The sequence below is a fragment of the Deltaproteobacteria bacterium PRO3 genome, assembly GCA_030263375.1.
In the GTDB taxonomy this organism is placed as follows: Bacteria; UBA10199; UBA10199; order DSSB01; family DSSB01; genus DSSB01.
In genome coordinates this window covers 1-20,020 of record SZOV01000017.1, presented here as the reverse complement: position 1 = coordinate 20,020, position 20,020 = coordinate 1, and the positions used below count along the sequence as shown (strand labels likewise).

At 64.2% G+C, this 20,020-nt stretch carries 14 protein-coding genes; 9 read left to right on the top strand and 5 right to left on the bottom strand.

Features of this window, described 5'->3' with window-relative positions:
* The first annotated feature begins 214 nt into the window (after positions 1-214).
* From FBR05_04730 to FBR05_04720, 3 genes are all read left to right on the top strand, one after another.
* Positions 215-706, top strand: a complete 492-nt coding sequence (locus FBR05_04730; protein ID MDL1871490.1) for a hypothetical protein — start codon at positions 215-217, stop codon at positions 704-706.
* Positions 703-1,911 (top strand): SpoIID/LytB domain-containing protein, encoded by a 1,209-nt coding sequence (locus FBR05_04725; protein ID MDL1871489.1) that lies wholly within the window; start codon positions 703-705, stop codon positions 1,909-1,911. Before FBR05_04730 ends, FBR05_04725 begins: the two co-directional genes overlap by 4 nt.
* A 471-nt stretch (positions 1,912-2,382) precedes the next feature.
* Entirely contained in the window at positions 2,383-3,060 is a 678-nt protein-coding gene (locus tag FBR05_04720; GenBank protein ID MDL1871488.1) for an AMMECR1 domain-containing protein, read from the top strand.
* On the opposite strand, the gene FBR05_04715 is transcribed toward FBR05_04720, so the two are convergent.
* Entirely contained in the window at positions 3,057-4,268 is a 1,212-nt protein-coding gene (locus tag FBR05_04715; protein MDL1871487.1) for a hypothetical protein, read from the bottom strand. The two genes, FBR05_04720 and FBR05_04715, sit on opposite strands and share 4 nt — an antisense overlap.
* A gap of 445 nt (positions 4,269-4,713) precedes the next feature.
* Between FBR05_04715 and FBR05_04710 the strand changes: the two genes are divergently transcribed.
* From FBR05_04710 to FBR05_04690, 5 genes are all read left to right on the top strand, one after another.
* Entirely contained in the window at positions 4,714-6,726 is a 2,013-nt protein-coding gene (locus FBR05_04710) for a redoxin domain-containing protein (GenBank protein MDL1871486.1), read from the top strand.
* A 9-nt stretch (positions 6,727-6,735) separates the two neighbouring features.
* Entirely contained in the window at positions 6,736-6,978 is a 243-nt protein-coding gene (locus FBR05_04705; GenBank protein MDL1871485.1) for a GlsB/YeaQ/YmgE family stress response membrane protein, read from the top strand.
* A gap of 170 nt (positions 6,979-7,148) precedes the next feature.
* Positions 7,149-10,625: a CoA activase gene (locus tag FBR05_04700; GenBank protein ID MDL1871484.1), complete on the top strand. Its 3,477-nt coding sequence runs from the start codon at positions 7,149-7,151 to the stop codon at positions 10,623-10,625.
* Positions 10,626-10,641: 16 nt separating this feature from the next.
* On the top strand, positions 10,642-12,216 hold the full coding sequence (locus tag FBR05_04695; protein ID MDL1871483.1) for a 2-hydroxyglutaryl-CoA dehydratase: 1,575 nt from the start codon (positions 10,642-10,644) through the stop codon (positions 12,214-12,216).
* A 137-nt stretch (positions 12,217-12,353) separates the two neighbouring features.
* On the top strand, positions 12,354-13,652 hold the full coding sequence (locus FBR05_04690) for a hypothetical protein (protein MDL1871482.1): 1,299 nt from the start codon (positions 12,354-12,356) through the stop codon (positions 13,650-13,652).
* Positions 13,653-13,676: 24 nt separating this feature from the next.
* Here the strand turns inward: FBR05_04690 and FBR05_04685 are convergent, their stop codons facing one another.
* The 3 genes from FBR05_04685 to FBR05_04675 form a co-directional block, all read right to left on the bottom strand.
* Positions 13,677-14,849, bottom strand: coding sequence for a carotenoid 1,2-hydratase (locus tag FBR05_04685; GenBank protein ID MDL1871481.1), 1,173 nt, complete (start codon positions 14,847-14,849; stop codon positions 13,677-13,679).
* Positions 14,850-14,939: 90 nt separating this feature from the next.
* Complete coding sequence (locus FBR05_04680; protein ID MDL1871480.1) at positions 14,940-17,489, bottom strand: FtsX-like permease family protein; 2,550 nt, start codon at positions 17,487-17,489, stop codon at positions 14,940-14,942.
* Positions 17,486-18,160, bottom strand: coding sequence for an ABC transporter ATP-binding protein (locus tag FBR05_04675; protein ID MDL1871479.1), 675 nt, complete (start codon positions 18,158-18,160; stop codon positions 17,486-17,488). The genes FBR05_04680 and FBR05_04675 overlap by 4 nt, the downstream gene beginning before the upstream one ends.
* A 64-nt stretch (positions 18,161-18,224) precedes the next feature.
* Between FBR05_04675 and FBR05_04670 the strand changes: the two genes are divergently transcribed.
* Entirely contained in the window at positions 18,225-19,145 is a 921-nt protein-coding gene (locus FBR05_04670) for a 4'-phosphopantetheinyl transferase superfamily protein (protein ID MDL1871478.1), read from the top strand.
* Here the strand turns inward: FBR05_04670 and FBR05_04665 are convergent.
* A partial coding sequence (locus FBR05_04665) for a tetratricopeptide repeat protein (protein MDL1871477.1) occupies positions 19,122-20,020 on the bottom strand: 899 nt, incomplete at its 5' end. The two genes, FBR05_04670 and FBR05_04665, sit on opposite strands and share 24 nt — an antisense overlap.

Below are 20,020 nucleotides of genomic sequence, written 5' to 3'. Positions count from 1 at the left end.
TAGGAAAATCTCATGAGGCGTGCCAAGGCAAAAAAATCCAAAAGAGCCTCCGATGTTTGGAAGGTCCAACCGGAGGATGACCCGGCGAACGGGACGCATTTGTCGGTAAGGCAGCGCTTGGAGCTCGCCGAAGAGATCGTCGCTTTGGGGGAGCGCCTGGTGCCTCAGGCTCGTTATCGCCCTTTCGTCAAGTCCTTCGACTCTTTCCGCGCTTATGAGGCCTGGAGAAAAAAACAAAACAACCCTTGGCTCGTCTGACCGGGTCAAGCTCCTCGACGTCTGCCGCTTGCTCAACCGCAAGCGCGCGAAATACCTCTTGATCGGCGGCTGGGCTTGCAATCTCCACGGCTTGATCCGGGGCACTAAGGATATCGACCTGCTGATCCCTAGGGACGTCGCCAATACCAAGAAGATACTGGACGCCTTGGGTGGGTTGACCTGGGGGATCGCCCGCGAATTGGACGCGGAGGAAGTCGCTCGGAAACCCTTTACCATCGTCGGCGACACGCCTCGCGTCGACCTTCTGACCCAAGGAGGAGGCCGCGTTCGTTACGAAGATGCGGCGCCGACCGCGTTGAAGGTCGTCATCGACGGGGTGCGCGTGCCTTATGTCGACGTGGAGACCTTGATCCGAACCAAAAGCACCGATCGCTTGCAGGATAAAGTCGACATCGAACGCCTTCGGCAATTCCTCAAGAAAAAATGAACGCGTCCCGGCTTCATATTCAAGTTGCCTTGGCCTTGGCCGGGCGCCTGTGCGTCTGGGGGCTCTTGTGCTTGGCCCTCAACCTTTGCGGGTTCCGTCTCTTCGCCGCCGAACTCGAGGTCAAGGTGGGTGTTCTTTCCAGGTATGGATTGACCTCTGTCGTCTTGCAGGGTGCCGGGCTGCAGGTATGGGGAGAGGGGATCCAGGGTGAATCGCGTTTCTTGGAGGCTCCCCGAGATTCCGTGGCCTTGTGGGCCGTCGGGAACGGAGTAGCGGTGGGAGGAAACGTCCCTTTTCGAAAACTGCGCGTGCGCTCGACCGCGGGTCGGATCTCGGTGACCGACGGGAAGGTTTTGTTTGGGCGCTTCGGTGGCGAGCTGCGAGTCGAGGCCAGGGACGGGCGGCTCGGCTTTGTCGAAAGTTTGCCTTTGGAAGCTTATGTCCGGCGTGTGCTTGCCGGCGAGATGTCGGAGGATTTCCCCATGGAGGCCCAAAAGGCCCAGGCGGTCCTGATCCGCTCCTACGCGCTGGCCCACCGCGGGCGGCACGCGGCGGAGGGTTTCGACTTCTGCGACCTCACGCATTGTCAGACCTACGGCGGACTCGCGGCCGAATCCGGTATCCGCGACGAGGCCCTGCGCGCCACTCGCTCGCTGGTGATGAGTCACGGCGGCAAGCCGATCGAGGGGCTCTTTCACTCCACCTGCGGCGGGCATACCAGCGCCAATCAACGGGTCTTCGGCGGGAGGCCCTTGCCCTATTTGCAAGGCGTGGACGATCGAGACTATTGCGCCGCGTCACCGCATTCGGTTTGGTCCGGCCGCATTCCGCTGGAGAAGATCTCCGCCGCCTTGGCCGTGGACGATCGGCTGCGGGCGAGTATCCCGCTCCACGGCCTCGCCGCCGGCGATCGCGAGCCGGGCGGACGCGTCTTTTCTATGCGGCTTCCGGGGCCGCGCTCGGGGGAGATCGCGACGATGGAGTTTCTCTCCCGCGTCGGGAAGGCCTTGGGGTGGAACCAGGTGAAGAGCAATTGGTTCGACGTTACGGTGGAGGAGGGCGTCGCGGTCTTTCACGGCCGCGGATTGGGGCACGGCGTCGGTCTCTGCCAATGGGGCGCGCGTGGCATGGCCCTCTCCGGGTCTCGCTTCGACGAGATCCTTCGTCATTACTTCCCGGGTGCCCAACTTCGCCGTCTCCCCTAAGGTTAATTTCGAACTTCTATACGCCAAATCTCCGGAGGCTTTAAGATAAGCGCCGGCATCTTTTTTCGGTTTTCCGTAGAACTTGCGCGCCGGCTTTGCACGTCGCCGCCGCGCCCCGAAGCCGAGGGATGCCCTCTTGAAAAAACGGGGGCGATCCCTGCGCGGGATCGCCCCCTGCCGCGCGAGTCCCTTGGCACCAAGGCGTCAAGGGGAAGGGCCTCACGAGGCTTTTCAAGAGGGCATCCCTCGGCTTCGGTGCTCATTGCCCTGCCGAGTTTTTGTGGGGAGATCAGGGCGCCCCCGCCCCCTCCAGGAATACCCTTCCCGCCACCCTGATTTCGCGTCTATGATAGCCTCTTCTTTACAGGGCTGGGATTATTCGTCTGCCGTGCACCGAGCCCGGGTTTTTCAGGCAAGTTAATCGAGATGATATTTTCAACAGTCTTTAGATAAATTGACTGGAACTTTGAGATGGATAGAAAACCGGTCCTATTGCGGAAGACGATGCGAAGCTTGTTTTTTCAATATCTGGTAGGAGTTTTTTCGGGGATTTTCCTGCTCCTTTCCTCGGCGCCCTGCCTCGGCCAAGAAGACCCGCTTTCGCGCCTTCGCGCGATTCGATCCTCGCCCCAACTGCGAGCCCAATTGGCAGCGGTCATCGACGTCGCCGTCCGGCGCGCCTTCGGCGAGGCTGTGGCAATGCCGGAAGGTTTGGATAGTGTGTTTCTCGGGCCGATGGGAGTCTTCGTCACCGCCAAGCGCGGGGAAGAGGTGCGCGGTTGTATGGGCAGCCTCGCGCCGAAGAAGGGCAGCCTGGCGGAAGAGATCTCCGCCAATTTGCAGTTGGCGTTTTTTCGGGATCCCCGGCATCGGCCCATCCACCGCGAGGAGTTGGCGGGGATGAAAATCTACCTCAGCGCGACGGGGGCCCCGGCCCCGATCGAGCGCTGGGGCTCGGTTTCCCCGGCGCGGGACGCGATCTTGCTGAAGTCGGGCGCCAAGGAGGCCGTGGTGCTGCCAGGGGAGGCGCGGACCCAAAGGTATTTGCTGGCCTTTGCCAAGGCGAAGGCGGGCGTCAAGAAAGACGAGGCCTTTCGCTTGTATCGATTGCCGGTGGAGGTGGTCGAGGCGGACTGGACGGCGCCTTAGTCCCGCGACAATGCGGATTCTTCGACCTCGCCGAGACGCTCGCCGGTCTCCTCGATGCGGCTTGCGCGCAGGCGCTCGGCGGTGGCGTTCGGACGGCCGTAATACCTATACTTGGTTGGTTCGTTGAGATGCTCTGTGCTGTTGGGGTCGTCGCCCGGAGCGACGTCGGCCATGAGGGTCCGGATCTCGGCCGGGAAGACCGACAAGATCTCATCAAGCTTGGCCTCGTCAGAGCTCGCTAGATCCATGAAGATGGTGCCGATCACCTGAGGGATGAAGTTGTTCGGCTTGTTTAGGTCGTTGGTTCGGTAGTAAGTCAAGAAATTGCGGACTTCGTCCCAGTTGTCCGTGCGCACGGCCTGGGCGATCTTGCTGGCCAGGATGGCGGATTCCTCCTTGTGGTGTCCTTCGCCCGGGATCTTCGAGGGCAGGGTTTCCAGCTTGTCCTTGATCTCGTCGATCTTCTTTTCCTTCCGGAAATCCTTTTGAATGGCCTCCAGCTCTTCTCGCGCCGCTTCGACGTCCACGTCCGGCTTTTTTAGGTCGGACTTCAGCGCTTCAAGTCTCGTTTCGAGCGCGGACTTCCTCTCCTCGGGAATCCGCGATTTCTCCACGTCCTTGAGCAGGTCCTCGGTCATGCCCTTCATCGTCGAGATCTTTTCCTGGCGGGTGCCGCGGCCTTCCTCGATCGCGCCCATCAATTCCTCTTGCAAGCCTTCGATGCGGTCTTGCAGCTCCCCGAGGTCCGTTCCCGGCTTGCCGACGAGGCGCTCGAGCTCGCGGATCTTGCCCGTGAAATGCTCCTTGGCGTCCTCGTCGAGGAACAAGGCGTTTTCGGACTTGTTCAGCTCGGCCTTGAGCCGGGAGACCGCCTTGCGCGGATCGAAGACGGCCTCGCCGCGTTCCCCCATCTCCGCCATCAGCGCCTCCGCTTCCCGGCGGTTGCCCGGAGCGACGTTGTTGCGATAGTGGGCGACGTACTCCTCCTCGCTCATCCCGGAAAAAAGGTCCGCGTCCTCCACGCCCCCGCCCAACTCGCCGGCGGCCATGTCGACGTAGGCCTCGGGGTTGATCGAGTCGGGATGTTGGCGGCCTTGGACGCCGTTGACGTCGAAACCTTCGTAGTCGCCTTGGGGCTGGTTTTGGGCGGGGACCTCGCCGTAGCGATCGGTGTAGACCTGTTTTTTCGAAATCGGATCGGAATTCATGTTTTGCTCCGTTTCCCGAGGGTCAAGCGTCGAAGGACATTTTAACCCTCATACCGTGGATTGAGAACCGCTTAGGGGCCGATCCCGGCGGTTTAGGTATCTATTATTTAATAGGAGGGGCCGCCGGACGATCCGGTGCCAGGCGATGGGGATGAAAACCACATCGATTCCTCCTTGGGCCAAGGGCCTCAAGAATGGGAAATGCAAGCATGAGGCCAGAAGAAAGCATCAATCCAAGTTATTGAAATTATTTTGTTTTTTATTATATATTTGAAATATATCTAAAATTTATACGTACAAATTAAAATAAAATATTCTAAATTATGGAATATGAAACGGGTATTCCGCGTGGCCTGGATACTTTTTGCGGAGAGAGGCATCGAAATCCATCCCAAGAAAGTAAATGATTGGAGAGATTAAGAGAGATTAAGACGGAGCAACCAAAATGCGTTTTAAAAATATAGGGTTACTGTTCACCCTGACTTTAGGGCTGGCTTCCACCGCCTGCTCGCCCCCCAACTCTAGGCCTGCTCCAAAACAGGCCTGGCAGGTATCTGCCGCCCACCAGGCCCTGACTAGGGAGACGCAATGGCTCAACACCTCCCGCCCCCTGAAGCCCGAGGACCTCGCCGGGCGCATCCTGCTCGTCGACTTCTGGACCTACTGCTGCATCAACTGCCTGCACGTCATGCCCGACCTGCACCGGCTGGAGAAGGAGTTCGGCCGCGACCTGACGGTGATCGGCGTCCACTCGGGCAAGTTCGACAACGAGCGCGACCTGGAAAACATCCGCGCCGCCGTGCTGCGCTACGAGATCGAGCACCCCGTGGTGAACGACGCGGAGTTCAAGATCTGGAACGCCTTCGGCACCCGCGCCTGGCCGACCTTCCTCCTCATCAATCCCGAAGGAGAGGTGGACCGCGTCTACAGCGGAGAAGGCCACTATCGAGAGCTCCGCGAGGACATCCTGCGGCTGAAGAAAGACTATGCGGGGAAGTTCCGTAGCGACCCCTTGCCGATGGCCCTGGAAAAGGAGAAGGCGCCGCCCGCCTTGCTCGGCTTTCCCGGCAAACTGGCCTACGCGCCCGACTTGGACCGGGTCTTCGTCTCCGACTCCAACCGGCATCGCATCTTGGGCCTGCAGCCGGACGGCACGGTGGTGACGGAGATCGGCAAGGACGGCGAGGCGGGAATGCGCGACGGAAGCTTCGCGGAGGCAAGGTTTCGCGGGCCGCAGGGTTTGTTGTATGCGGGTAAGAAGCTCTACGTAGCGGACACTGAAAATCACCTGCTGCGCGTCGTGGATTTGGAGGCCGGAAAAGTAAGCACGATCGCCGGTACCGGCGCCCAAGCCGTAGGGACCGCTCCCCCCTTAACAGGAGACAAGCGCGAACGGCCCCTCCAGCGTTGGCCTGCGCTGCAGACGCCCTTATCCAGCCCCTGGGATCTCGCCTTCTATCCGGACAATAGCACTATCGCCATCGCCATGGCCGGCGTCCACCAGCTCTGGAGCTACGACCTCGCGATGCAAACCCTGTCGGTCCTCGCCGGCAACGGCCGCGAGTCCATCGACGACGGCGCCTATCCCGACAATTCCCTCTCCCAGCCCAGCGGCCTGAGCGCCTTCGGCGGTAAGCTCTACTTTATCGACTCCGAGACCAGCTCGCTGCGCGAGCTTGCCTACGTGCCGGACTACAAGGTGCTCCTGGCGAAGGTCCGCACCCTGATCGGCACCGGCCTCTTCGACTTCGGATTTAAAGACGGCAAGCAGGGCGTGGCGCGGCTGCAGCACCCGCTGGGCGTCTGGGCCGAGGCCTCGGGTGTCTACATCGCCGACAGCTACAACCACGCGATCCGTCGCTACGACCCCGGCACCGGCCTTTTGTCCACGGTGGCTGGAAACGGGACGCGCGGCCGCGAGGACGGTCCCTTCGAGCAGGCGCGCTTCAACGAGCCCAACGCGATCATCCGCGTCGGCGAGAAATTCTACGTTGCCGACACCAATAACCACGCGATCCGTGTCCTGGATCCGGCGACGAAGACGGTCTCGACGCTGGAGCTGCGCCTGCCCTCGGCGGCTCCCTCCGCCCGGCCCGCCGAGAAGCTCCCCAATCTCAAGACCCGCGAGCGGCTCGCCTTGGCTGCGGGGATCCCGATACCCTGGTCCCTGCAATTGCCCGAGGGCTGGAAGCTCAACGCCGAGGCGCCCAGCGCCCTGCGGCTCTTCGAGCTCAAGCCGGAGGGGGCGAACTTGCTGCGCGCCTATCCGCGCGCGGAGCTCTTGGCCAAGCAGCTCTCCCTGCCGGCCTTGCAAGCGGGTGGCCGCTACCTGCTGCAAGGCACCTTTTACTATTGTCGCGAGGGCAAAGAGGCCTTATGTTTTCTGCAAAGCGCCGAGGCGGAGATCTCGGGCGCGAAGGAAGGCGCCGCGGTGGTGAGTTGGAAGATTGATCCGTAAGGAGTCCCCATGCACTGGTTCTGGTTCATCCTCATCGGACTTGTCGCCGGCTGGCTCGCCGGCCTCATCATGCGCGGCCGCGGCTTCGGCGCGGTCGGCAACGTCGTCGTCGGGATCGTCGGCGCCCTCGTGGGCGGCTTTCTCTTTCGCACCTTGGGCGTTTCCGCGGGCGGGACGATCGGATCCCTCGTCACTGCCTTGGTCGGCGCCCTCGTCCTGATCTTCCTGATTCAGCTCTTCAAGAGAGTTTGACTTAGGTCAAATTTCGATTTGACTTCTTGGGCCGCCTGTACCAAATTCTCCCCTACAAAAATGACACACGAGTCTAGTTCGCGGTACCGACGCGAATTTTTTCCGGTGTAAAAATGACACGCGAGTCTATTTTTGTTCAATATTCAATAGGCAGCATTTAGGGAATATTCATGGCACCTCGTCACCTCATGATCGGCATGGACGTCGGTTCGACCACCGTGAAGGCCTGCGTCGTCGACCCGCAAAGCCTCGAAATTTTATGGAGCGACTACCAGCGCCACGAGACCCGCCAGGGCGAGAAGGTGATGGAGTTCCTGGTGCGCATCGGCCACGAGTTCCAAGACGTCCCCAAAGAGAACATCCGCCTCTTCGTCACCGGCTCCGGCGCCGGCCCCTTGGCCGAGCCGCTGGGCGCGAAGTTCGTCCAAGAGGTCAACGCGGTCACCTTGGCCGTCGAAAAACTCCATCCCGACGTCGGCTCCGTCGTCGAGCTGGGCGGCCAGGACGCGAAGATCATCATCTATAAAGAAAACGAAGAGACCGGACAGAAGCAGGCCATCACCTCGATGAACGACAAGTGCGCCTCCGGCACCGGCGCCACCATCGACAAGTGCATGATCAAGGTCGGCGCCGAGCCCAAGCTGGTCGGCCAGCTGCACTTCGACGGTTCCAAGCTCCACCACGTCGCCGCCAAGTGCGGCGTCTTCGCCGAGACCGACATCGTCAACTTGGTCAAGTCGGGCATCCCCTCCAACGAGATCCTCTGCTCGTTGGCCGACGCCATCGTCATGCAGAACCTCTCGGTGCTCACGCGCGGCAACACCCTGCGCCACCGCGTGCTGCTGCTGGGCGGGCCCAACACCTACCTGCCCTTCCTGCAAGAGTGCTGGCGCAAGCGCATCCCCGAGACCTGGAACGAGCGCAATTATCCCTATCCCAAGGACGTCCCGATCGAAGAGCTGATCTACGTCCCGGAAAATTCGCAGTACTACGCCGCCTACGGCGCGGTGATCTACGGCACCTACGAAGAGGCCGGCGTCGGCATTTACAAGGGCCTGGACGATCTCAAGCACTTCCTCACCTTCGGCCGCAAGGCCATGCTGGGCGAGAAGGCCGGCAAGCCGCTGGTCAAGTCGGTCGAAGAGCTCGAGGCCTTCCGCAAGGAGTATTCCATCCCCAAGTTCGAGCCGAAGGCCGTCGAGGCGGGCGAGACGGTGCGCGGATTCATCGGCCTGGACGGCGGCTCGACCTCGTCGAAGGCGGTCCTGGTCGACGAGGACGGCGAGATCCTGCTCAAGGCCTACCAGCTCTCCAAGGGCAACCCGATCGCCGACACCAAAGAGATCCTCCAGCAGATGAGGGACTACTACGCGCAGCGCGGGGCGACGCTCGAGGTGCTGGGCTTCGGCGCCACCGGCTACGCCGCCGACGTCCTGCAAGAGACGGTCAAGGCCGACGTCAACATCGTCGAGACCGTCGCGCACATGATGTCGGCCGTGCACTTTTTCGGCGACGTCGACGTGATCTGCGACATCGGCGGCCAGGACATCAAGGTCCTGTTCATGCAGAACGGCGACATCAAAAATTTCCGCCTTTCCAACCAGTGCTCGGCGGGCAACGGCATGCTGCTGCAGGCGATGGCCGACCAGTTCGGCATCAAGGTGCAGGATTATGCCGAGACCGCCTTCAACGCCGGCCTGGCGCCCAAGTTCAGCTACGGCTGCGCGGTCTTCCTCGACAGCGACCGGGTCAATTTCCAAAAAGAGGGCTACGCCAAGGAAGAGCTGCTCGCGGGCCTAGCCCAGGTCCTGCCGAAAAACGTCTGGCAGTACGTCGTGCAGATCCCGCGCATGGCCGAGCTGGGCCGCCGCTTCGTCCTGCAGGGCGGCACGCAGTACAACCTGGCCGCAGTCAAGGCCCAGGTCGACTACATCAAAGAGCGCGTCCCCAACGCCGAGGTCCTCGTCCACCCGCACACCGGCGAGGCCGGGGCCATCGGCGCCGCCATGGAGACCCGCCGCGTCGTGCAGCGCCGCGGCTACTCGACCTTCATCGGCCTCGACGCGGCGATCGGGCTCAAGTACACCAGCCGCAACGACGAGTCGACGGTCTGCCACTTCTGCCCCAACAATTGCAGCCGCACCTTCATCGACACGGTCACGCCCGAGGGCGCCACCAGCCGCTACATCTCGGGCTTCAGCTGCGAGAAGGGCACGGTCGAATCCAAAGAGGCCATGCTCGAGCTCAGCAAGAAGCGCAACGAGCTTAAAAAACACTATCCCAACCTGGTCGACTTCGAGGCCCACGTCCTCTTCAACAGCCACGAGTATCAGTCTTTGCCGGAAGACAAGACCCAGATCGAGGACATCGCGGTCAAGAAGACCCTCTTCGGCAACGTCAAGCGCGTCCCGATCAAGCGCGGCTTCGTCCGCTCCGGCAAAGAGGCGGCCGACAAGCGCCGCGGCCTGCGCATCGGCATCCCGCGCGTGCTCAACATCTACAGCAGCGCGCCCATCTGGAAGACCTACTTCGAGTGTCTGGGGCTCTTGCCCAACAACATCGTCTTCTCCGACTACACTTCCGAGGAGATGTGGTCCGAGGGCGGCAAGTACGGCTCGATCGACCCCTGCTATCCCTCGAAGGTCTCGCAGGCCCACATCCACAACCTGCTCTTCCACAAGCACAAGCCCGAGAAGCCGCTCAACTACATTTTCTTCCCCATCCTGACGCACATCCCCTCGGGCCTGAAGAACGTCATGGACAACGCCTGCTGCCCCATCGTCTCGGGCGCCCCCGAGGTCATGAAGGCGGCCTTCACCAAAGAGAACAACTTCTTCGCCGAGCGCGGCATCACTTACCTGGACCCGGCGCTCACCCTCAACGAGCCGACCTTGTTCAAGAAGCAGATGTTCAACGCCTTCGGCGAGATCCTGGGCGTCACCGAAGACGAGAGCGACTGGGCCGTCGACCAGGGCTGGAAGGCCTTGGAGCGCCTCGACCAGACCTTGCAGACCAAGGGCCGTCAGATCCTCGACGACGCCGAGGCGAAAAACAAGATGGTCCTCCTGCTGATCGGTCGCCCCTACCACACCGATCCGGGCCTGAACCACAGCGTCTTGGACGAATTCCAGGTGCTGGGCTATCCCGTGCTCTCGATGCGCTCGCTGCCGCGCGACCCCGAGTACCTGGCCAAGCTCTTCAAGAAAGATCTCGAGGCCGGCATTATCTCTTCGCCCCTCGAGGTCACCGACGTTTGGCCCGAAAACTACTCGGCCAACAGCGCGCAGAAGGTCTGGGCCGCCAAGTTCGCCTCGCGGCATCCCAACATCGCGGTCCTCGACTTAAGCAGCTTCAAGTGCGGCCACGACGCGCCGACCTACGGCATCATCGACAAGATCATCGGGACCAGCGGCACGCCGTACTCCGCCCTGCACGACATCGACGCCAACAAGCCGGGCGGCTCGATCAAGATCCGCGTCAAGACCTACGCCCACTCGCTCTCGCTGCGGGAAGAGGCCCTGGAAGACCTGGCCAAGAAGAAAGAAGAATTGAAGCGCCGCCTCGAGGAGAGACGCGCGCAGCTCACCGATCCCAATTTTGGAAAATCCGAAGAAGAAGAGGAGGCCCGCTATGCCGAAGCCGTCTAATCTCGAAACGAACGCCATGCCCCAAGCCCCCCTCTCCGTCATCGAGGCCGAACTGGCCCGGTTTGAAGAGGAAGAGCGCAGGCGCCTGGGCCTCGACCAGGCTCCCAAGCAGAAGCAGTGGAAAGACACGGTCAACCGCGCCTTCTACGCCGACCAGCGCGCGCACACGACCATCCTGGTCTCGGGCCTCACCATGGCCCACGACCTCTTCGTCAAGGCGGGCCTGACCGGTCTGGGCTATACCATCAAGGCCCTGGACTGCCCCGACAACGAGGCCCTGCAGACCGGCAAAGAGTACGGCAACCGCGGGCAGTGCAACCCCACGTATTTCACCGTCGGCAACCTGGTGAAGTACCTGATCAACCTCCGCGACAAAGAAGGCATGTCCACCGAGGACATCGTCAACAAGCACGTCTTTCTCACCGCGGGCGGCTGCGGTCCCTGCCGCTTCGGGATGTACGTCACCGAGTACCGCAAGGCCCTGACCGACGCGGGTTTCCCGAATTTCCGCGTCATGCTCTTCGAGCCGAACGGCGGCATGCACCAGGCCACCGGCCAAGAGGTCGGCCTGAAGATGGACAAGGACTTCTTCCTCACCCTTGCCAAGGCGATCTTCGTCGGCGACGCGCTCAACGCGATCATGTATCGCATCCGTCCCTACGAGGTCGAGAAGGGCGCCACCGACAAGGCCGTCGAGCAATGCCGCGAGATCATCATGAAGGCCTTGAGCGAGCGCAAGGGCCTGCTGAAAAGCCTGCGCCGTTGCCGCAAGATCCTGCAGGCCGTGCAGGTCGACCGCACCCTGGTCAAGCCCAAGGTCAGCGTGATCGGCGAGTTTTGGGCGATGACCACCGAGGGCGAGGGCAACTACCGCCTGCAGCGCTTCTTGGAAGAGGAGGGCGCCGAGGTCGACATCCAGTTGATCGCCGGCTGGATCCTCTACAACATCTGGCAGGCCCGCGTCGACACCCGGCAGCGCATGGTCCTGAAGCATTCCGACGCCGAGGCGCGCAAGGGGCTGAAGACCACCCAGGTGGCCAAGAAGTTCGCCACCCTGTGGGTGGCCGAGAAGGCGGTGCGCCTGACTTTCAAGATCTTCGCCTCCTGCCTGGGCCTGAAAAACTACAAGCTCCCCGACATGGAAGAAAACGCCCGCGTCGCGGCCGAGCACTACAACACCGAGCTGCGCGGCGGCGAGGGCCACATGGAAGTGGGCAAACTCATCCAGAACGTGATCCACAAGAAGGCGCACATGACCATCTCGGTGAAGCCCTTCGGCTGCATGCCCTCGAGCGGCGTCAGCGACGGCGTGCAGAGCGTCATCACCGAGCGCTACCCCGAGGCCATCTTCCTCCCCATCGAGACCAGCGGGGACGGGGCGGTCAACGTGTACAGCCGCATCCAGATGATGCTCTTCAAGGCCAAGCGCGCGGCCGAGGAAGAGTACGAAACTCTGCTCAAAAACAAGCGGCTCTCCGTGGAAAAGCTGAGGACCAAGCTGGCCAAGCGCGCCAAGCTGCAGCGGGCTACCCACTATAGCCCCCATGTGGTGGCGGGGACGGCGGCCAACTTGGTCGCCGAGGTGGCCTAAGTACTTCGACCCAATCCATTTTTTTTAACGCCCCGCGGCTATTTCCCGCGGGGCTTTTTTTTGCGGTTTCAACCCGGCGCAAAGGGGTTTATATATAGAGATAATCCTGATTATATCTCCGCCGCAAGGGAGTCCCCGTGAAGCGTCGTCGCCAAATTCGAGAATTTTTCCAAGAAAACCTTCGCTATCGCGTCCCTCCGGGACCTCGGCGCCCGGGCGAAGGCCCTCCAGTGACCTTGCCGCCAGGAGAAGGGATCCACGCCGAGCCGATCACCCCGCGTCAGGCTCGGGAGATCGCGCGCGAATTGGCGAACGCCGCCGACAAATTCGGGATGGTTCCGGACAACATCCAGTTGATCGTTCGCGACAGCCGCGGCAATTTTTGGCGCCTCACCTTGGGCGCGGGTTCCGGAGAAGGCGGGAACAGCCCCATCACCCCGGACGATCACATGCTCGACGGTTCCTTGCACTCGCTGGCCCAGGCCAACGCCGAGTCCGGCACGGCCCAGGCCGCGCAGGCGCGCAGCGCGCCGCCGGTGTGGGTGCGCATGCCCGAGGGCGGACCGGCCCGCCAGGTCATGGACGCCATCGCGCGCATGCTGTCGCCGAGCGGGCAGCTCACCCAAGACGGGCTCAAGGCGCTGCTCAACAGCCCGCAATTCCAGGCCCTCTTCCAGGGCGGGCAGATGACGCAGGGCGCGGCGCAGATGTTCACCACGCAGCAGCTGGTCGGCATCTTGCTGCCGCCCAGCATGTTGGCCGCCAACCCCGAGGCCGCCAAGGCCCTTTTGGTCGCGCAGGGCCTACCTCCCGGCTTGATCCAAAACATCCCCGACCGCGCCATCGCAGGGGCCCTGCAGGCGCTGCTGCAGACGGGCGGCGCCGCGGCCGGGAACCCGCTGCACTTCCTGCAAACCGTCGCGAGCGCCTTGACCCTGGCCGGCACGCCGGTCCAGGACGTGCAACACCTCTTGATGAGCCTGCTCCAGGCGGCCAAGCAGCAAGGCATCGGCAAAGAGGTCACGGCCGATCAGCTGCAGGCGTTGATGGCCAAGATGATGGCGGCCAACAATCCCCAGCTGCTGGGGCTCAATCACTTGGTGCAGGAAAATTTCGGCCAGGGTTTGACGCAGATCTTCAACGCCTTCATCCGCGTCTTCATGGGCGGCGCGATGCTTCAGGCCCAGCAGCAGTGGCCGCAGGCGGTGCCCAACGAGCGGCTGCTCGCCGAACTCAGCAGTCTCTTCGGCGCCTTCGCCGGGAGGGACGTCAACAAGAAGTCCGAGCAGCGTCGCAGCCGCAAGCAGGGCCGCAAAGAGCTCAAGATCGACGATCCCGCCTTCCAGCGCGTCGAGCGCAAGGATGACTTGGGCGACGACCCGCGCCAGCGGGAAGAGGCCGCCTTGGAGTCGATCTTCATCAATGTCGATGAATAGTAGCGGGGAAGGCTTGAACCCGCCCTATAGTTTCTTGTCGAAGTCCCCCGCGTAGCCCGTCATCTCCAGATAGCCCCGCGAGTCGATGGCCTGGTCCCCCGCCTTGCCGCGAACGGCGACGCTGCCTTCCCAATAGACGACCTGCGTGCTCTTCCGCGTGTCCAGCTCCTGGTCCGGAAAGGCGGCCGTAACGCGGAGCTCGAGGCGGTGGGCGGGGAGGGCGACTTGCCAGACGATCGGATATTTCCCGCCGGAACGGGGGCTTGTCCAATATTCCAAAGGTTTTAGTTGAATATCTCCCGCGGCCAGGCGATGGGCTCGTCCCTCGGCGTCGACGTAGGTGCCGGAGAGGTAATCCCGTGCCGAGTCGACCCGGTCGCGCAGGCGGTAGACCATCAGCGCCGACTTCCCGCCCAGCGGCAGCCCCATCCAGTCCCAGCCGCCCTGAGTCTCGGCAAGCTGCCCCGACCCGAACTCGTGGTCCATCCAGGCCTCCCCGTTCACCTCGAGAGCTTGGTCTTGAAGACGGAGCAACCCAGAAGTGCTTAATTTCGTTAAGGAATAATAGTAGCTGGCCCGCCCGGTCTCCTGGGATTTGGGCGAATAACCCTGATCCCCATGGAGCAAGACCTCGGCCGAAGGAGTAAGACGGAGCAAAATTTCCAGGTCCCGGCCCTCCGCCCGGATCTGCCAGTCTTCCTCTCCAGCTTCAGCCGAAAAGCCCGGCAGCCAGACCTTGAAACGCCCTAGCTCCGCCCCCGCCAGCCCCAGGGCCGACCGAGCGGCGTTCTCCTCGAAAATAAAGGACTTTTTATCCAGATCGCTCAAGGCCAAGTGGCCCAGAAAGACCTGTTCGGCCCGCCAGGCGCTCGAACCTTCGGGGAGGCGACCGCCAAGCGGCCGCAGGGCGCTGCGAAACACCGTCCATTGGAAGCCGAAGCGTCGCCCGTCCTTCGACCGCAGGTGCCCCGTAAAATACCACCACTCCGTCTTGAACTCGGGATGGGCCCCATGGTCTCGGGGAAATTCCCAGGCGCGGCCGGGCACGACGGGGGCAAAGTCGGCGGCAACCGAGGGCTGGACCACCACGGCGAGCGGAAGAAAAAATATCAAGGCGAGCGCCGCTCGTAGAAGGGTAGGCGCGAACCTCGTATCCGCCCCAGGGCAGGGCCTTCTTAATTTTAAGTGTTTTGCCATTTGCAAAATTCCTAGGGGCCGTTCGCGAACGGCCCCTACGTCGCCCGTAATTTTCCGACGCAACGTAGCTTAATTTCCCAGCTTCAACCCCTACTCTTCAAACCGCAGCGCCTCGCCCGGCTGAATCTTCCTCAAATACCTCATCGGCCACAGCGTCGCCAGCGTCGCGACCAGCATCGTCAGCCCGAAGCTCTGCCCCAGCAGCCCCCAGTCGGGCCGAAAGAAGATCGTCCAACCGAAGTGATCGTAGTTGATGACCCGAATGATCACCCAACACAGCGCCACGCCGCAGAACGCCCCCAACAGCCACCCGCAAAGCCCCAGCGCCGCACCCTGGCTGAGCGCGTAGCCCGCCAGTTGCGCGGGCGTCGCGCCCAGTGCCTGCAGCAGCCCCACCTCGCGGCGCTTTTCCTCCAACAGGATCGACAGCGTCGTCAAGATGCCCAAGAAGGCGACGAAGAGCGCGACCAACTTGAGGGCCTCGGTCGTTTGGAAGGTTTCGTCGAAGATCCGCAGCACCCGCTCGCGCACCTCGCGGTTGGGCCGCGCCTCGAGGGTGGGCGGGGCGGAAGGGAAGGCGCGGACCCGCGCGGCCAAGGCCTCGGCCTGCGCGGGATCCTCCAGATAGAGCGCGATGCCGTGGATCCGCCCGTCGCCGCTGAAGGCGGCGAAGTCGCCCCGCTCGACGTAGACGATGCCGCGCTCGGAGGTGTAGTCGTAGAGAACCGCACCGACGCGCAAATCCCAGGCCCCCCACTCGGTCGCGATCCGAAAGACATCCCCCGGCTTTAGCCCCCGCCGCCGCGCGAAGGACTCCGAGACCGCCGCCCAAGCGGCATCTCCGGGCGGCCTTGCGAAGGCGGCCGACTCTCCGGAGAGGATCTTGAATTGCCCCCGCGCGAGCAAGTCACGCAGCTCGACGCCGGAAAGCGTCAGCTCCTCCGTGCCGAGTCGCGCCGGGATGACGCGCAGGAAGTCGCGCCGCGCCACCCCCGGCAGGGCCTCCGCGTCCCGGATAAACGCCTCGGAGAGAAAGCTCGCATAGCGGTTCCCCGGATTGTCGCTCAGCGTGAGGTAGAGATCCCCGCGGATCGTCGTCCCGATCCAGTCGACGACGGTGCCGCGAAACGACGAGATCATCAGGCTCACGCCCAGCCACAGCGCGACGCCCAGGGCCAGCGCGGCGGTGACGACGCCGTAGCGGTAGGGATTTTCCGCGATCTGGGCGCTGGCGACCTGGCCGTAGCCCAGGCGCAGCGCCCCCGCCGCGCGGGTCAGCAGGGAAAGGGCCCCGCGCATCACGCCGGGCGTGAGCGTGAGGAAGCCCAGCAGGACGGCGAAGGCGGTCACGAAACCCCAAGCGGGACGGTGGATCGAGCTTAAGGCGGCACTCGCGAAGGCGGCGGCGAACATCAGCGCCGCGACCCCCGCCAGCAGGAGGGGGTGCCGCCGCAGCCGCCGCTCGTAGCCGAGGCGCCGCACCGCCTCGGCCGGGCCGGTCGAAAAGACCTCCGCCAGTGGCACCAGCGCGCCCAAGCCCGAGGCCCCCAGCGCCAGGCCCAGCGCGATTCCGGCGCTGCGCCAATCGTCGAAGAGCCTCAGCTCGGTGCCGGCGAGGTAGAGATTTTGAACGGTTTGGGCGATGGCGCCGAACAGCGCGCGGGCCAGCGCGGCGCCCAGCGCGACGCCAAGGAGGCCGCTCAAGGCCCCCAGCAGCAGGACCTCGATCGCGAAGGCCGAGGCGATCTGCCGCCGCGTCGCGCCCAGGGCGCGCAGCACCGCCAAGTCGGCACGCCGGTGCAGCACCGAGAGGCTCGCCGAGTTGTAGACGATGAAGACCGCGACGAAGACCGCGACCAGGGCCAGCGAGAGCAGGTTGAGCTGGAAGGCCTTGAGCAAATCCCTCCCGCGCCCGAGGCTCGCCTCGCGGCCCTCGAAGCCCAGGCCGGCCGCCAGCCCCCGCGCGGCCGCCGCGCGCCAGGCCGATTCCGAGCCGGGATCCAGTTTAATCTCGATCCGCGTCAGGTGTCCCAGCTCGCCCAAGGCCTCCTGCGCCGTGGCGACGTCGGCGAAGATCAGCCCCGAGTCGGCGAAGGCCGGGTCGCCCCCGCCGCCCAGCCGCGCGCGAAGCGCGACCGGCCGGCCGCGCAGCAAAACCGTGAACGCCTCCCCGTCGCGAATCCCGCAGCGGGCGGCGAGGGTCGCCGGCACCAGCGCCGTGCCGGGCCCGGCCATCAGCTCCAGCCAGGGCCGCGCGTCGCCCGGCGGCCGCGCGCCGGCGCCGGAGAAAAAGGCCCCGCGGCTCAAGGGGTCGACGCCGAGCAGGGTGAAGGAAGTTTTCGCGTCGGCCCCGCACAGCCCCTGCGCCTCCAGCTGCGGCGTCGCGGCGCGGGTGCCCGGCAGCAGCAGGACGGCGGCGTAGTCCGCGTCGGCGACCTTGCGCTCCCGCCCGACGACGGCCAGGTCCGCGTCGCCGCCGATGCGCCGCACCGACTCCTCGAAGGAGCGCAGCGCCGAGCGGTTGGAGAGGTCGATGGCCGTATAGACCGCGATCCCCGAGGCCATGCCGAGGACGGTCAGGAAGGTCTTGAGCGCGCGGCGCCGCCAGTAGGGGAGGGTGATGAGCCGGAAGAGCTTCAAGCGGGCGCCACCCTTCCGTCCCGCATCGCGAGGCCGCGGTCGGTCCAGGCGGCGGCCTCGGCGTCGTGCGTGGCCAGCAGCACCGCGCAGCCCTCCTCGCGGCTCAGGTCGCGCAGCAGCGCGTAGACGCGACGACGATTCTCGGAGTCGAGGTTGCCGGTGGGCTCGTCGGCGAGCAGGAGCTTGGGCTTAAGCAGCAGGGCCCGGCACAGCGCCGCCCGCTGCATCTCGCCGCCGGAGAGCTCGCCCGTCCGCGCCCCGCGCTTGGCGGCAAGTCCCACGCGCTCCAGCAGGCCCTCGGCCCGCGCGCGCAGCGGCCGCGCGGGGGCGCGCTCCAGCAGGCCCGGCAGCAGGACGTTGTCGAGCAGGGTGAGCGAGGAGAAGAGGTTGAAGAATTGAAAGACGATGCCCAGCTCGCGGCGCCGCAGCAGGGCCAGGGCGCTGGCGTCGAGCGCGCCCAGGTCGACCTCGCCCAGCCGGACGCGGCCGCCGTCGGCGCGGTCGAGGCCGGCGACGATTTGCAGCAAGGTGCTCTTGCCGCAGCCGGAGGGGCCGACCAAGGCGACGCGCTCGCCGGCCGAGAGGGAGAGGCTGAGATTCCGCAAGATCGGCACCGAGCGATCCGCGACACGGTAGCTTTTATCCAAGTTTTCGATTTGAAGGAGCGTCATATCCTCGATTCCGGACATGTTGAAGATCGAAACAGATACTCCTTAGAGAAGGCAAGCGGTAAAGATTTGTAGGGGCGAACCTTGTGTTCGCCCCAATGCAGGGATTTTGCAATTCTACGAAATTTGTCATAACGCAAAACCCGTAGAGGCCGTTCGCGAACGGCCCCTACAGAGCCTGCAAAAATGCAGCATATCGAAATCAAGCTCTAAGAAAACCCACACGAAGCTCCCCCGTTCTACCCACCCCACCTCACTGATTGAAATTTACCCCAACATCCCTTACCAAAGAGTCGTGACCCCTCTGCCCACGCCCCTCTGGTCCTCCGTCTCCCCGGAATTCACCCTCCCGCCGGGCGAGGTCCACGTCTGGCGCGCCGAACTCGACGTCGCCGCCAAGACCCTGGCCGAGCTGCGCGAGCTTTTGGACGAGGCCGAGCGCGCCCGGGCCGACCGCTTCCTGCGCGCCGAGGACCGCCTGCGCTTCACCGCCGCGCGCGGCCTGCTGCGGCGGCTCTTGGGCTGGTACCTGCAAACCCCGCCGCAGAAGATCCGCTTCGCCTACGGCCCCCAGGGCCGCCCCGAGCTCGCCGGCCCGGCGCCCGGCGCCGGCCTGCGCTTCAACCTCTCCCATTCCGGAGAAATCGTCCTGATCGCCTTCGCCCGCGACCGCGCGGTGGGCGTCGACGTCGAGGCCCTGCGCGCTCCGGTGGACGAGGCGGCCCTGGCCCGCCGCTACTTTCGCCCCGAAGAGTCCGCCCGCCTGGCCGCCCTGCCCGAGGCCCAGCGGCGCCGCGAGTTCTTCCGCCTGTGGACGCGCAAGGAGGCCCTGCTCAAGGCGAAGGGCCTGGGCGTGAGCGGCATCGCGGTCGCGCCCGAGTCGGATCCGGAATTTTTGACGATGTCCCTCGAGCTGGAAGAGGGCTACGCGGCGGCCCTGGCCTACCGCCGGCCCGAGGCGCGGCTAGGCCTGTTCCGCTGGGTTTAGCTGCAGGTCGCCCGCGGCCTCGGCGCGCAGGGCGCTCTCGAGCCGGGCGATCTCCTCCCGAGCTTCCTGATAATAGTCGGCGAAGCGCCGCTCGGCGTCGGGCAGGCCGCCCAAAAAGCGCAGGCCCTGGTCCAGGCAGTGCCGCGCCCGCGCCGCCTGCCCCATCTCGGCCAAGAGAAATCCCATGTTGAGCAGGACCACCGCGATCGAGAGCGGCTCGTGGCCCTGGAAGGCCGTGTCGAGGGCGGCCTCGTACATCGCCAGTGCGTCGGCGGGCCGCGATTCTTTCCACAGATTGGCCAGCGCGTTGCGCAGGCGCAGCTCCATCTCGGGATTTTGCAGGTTGCGCGCGGCGCGCGAGGCCTGCTCGAGGTAGGGCTCGGCCTGGGCCTTGTCGCCGCGGTCGAGGTGGGCCTGGCCCAGCTGGTAGAGGCAGCGGACGTAGGGGTTGGGGTCTTCGCGGCGCTTCAGGTCTTCGAGCTGCGCCTCCCAGTGGACCACCGCCGCCGCGAAATCCCCGCTCTGCAAGAGGGCCGCGCCCAGGTCGTTGTTGGTGAGGATGCGGCGTCGCTCCCAGGGCAGCGTCGCGGCGAGGGCGTGGGTCTCGCGGTAGGCCGCGATGGCCTCGGCGTAGCGGCCCTCGATCAAGTCCAGGCCCGCGAGGAAGTTCTTCAGCCCCAGGAATTGCTCGAGCGGCTCGCGCCCCGGCTCGAGGCAGCGCAGGCCGGCGCGGAAGTACTCGCGCGCCTTGTCGTGGTGCCCGCGCCGCGTCTCGATGAGCCCGAGGCGCTCGCAGATCTTGGCGAGGAAGAGGCGGTTTTGGTTTTTCTCGCGGGTGAATTGCTTGAGCAGGCCGTCGAAGTATTCCTTCGCCT

What these genes read in the sequence shown, in the direction of transcription:
- FBR05_04715 (MDL1871487.1), bottom strand. Translation starts at nt 4,268, where the DNA reads ATGAATTCCGATCCGATTTCGAAAAAACAGGTCTACACCGATCGCTAC.
- FBR05_04720 (MDL1871488.1), top strand. Translation starts at nt 2,383, where the DNA reads ATGGATAGAAAACCGGTCCTATTGCGGAAGACGATGCGAAGCTTGTTT.
- FBR05_04695 (MDL1871483.1), top strand. Translation starts at nt 10,642, where the DNA reads ATGCCCCAAGCCCCCCTCTCCGTCATCGAGGCCGAACTGGCCCGGTTT.
- FBR05_04700 (MDL1871484.1), top strand. Translation starts at nt 7,149, where the DNA reads ATGGCACCTCGTCACCTCATGATCGGCATGGACGTCGGTTCGACCACC.
- FBR05_04725 (MDL1871489.1), top strand. Translation starts at nt 703, where the DNA reads ATGAACGCGTCCCGGCTTCATATTCAAGTTGCCTTGGCCTTGGCCGGG.
- FBR05_04730 (MDL1871490.1), top strand. Translation starts at nt 215, where the DNA reads ATGAGGCCTGGAGAAAAAAACAAAACAACCCTTGGCTCGTCTGACCGG.
- FBR05_04675 (MDL1871479.1), bottom strand. Translation starts at nt 18,160, where the DNA reads ATGACGCTCCTTCAAATCGAAAACTTGGATAAAAGCTACCGTGTCGCG.
- FBR05_04685 (MDL1871481.1), bottom strand. Translation starts at nt 14,849, where the DNA reads ATGGCAAAACACTTAAAATTAAGAAGGCCCTGCCCTGGGGCGGATACG.
- FBR05_04705 (MDL1871485.1), top strand. Translation starts at nt 6,736, where the DNA reads ATGCACTGGTTCTGGTTCATCCTCATCGGACTTGTCGCCGGCTGGCTC.
- FBR05_04710 (MDL1871486.1), top strand. Translation starts at nt 4,714, where the DNA reads ATGCGTTTTAAAAATATAGGGTTACTGTTCACCCTGACTTTAGGGCTG.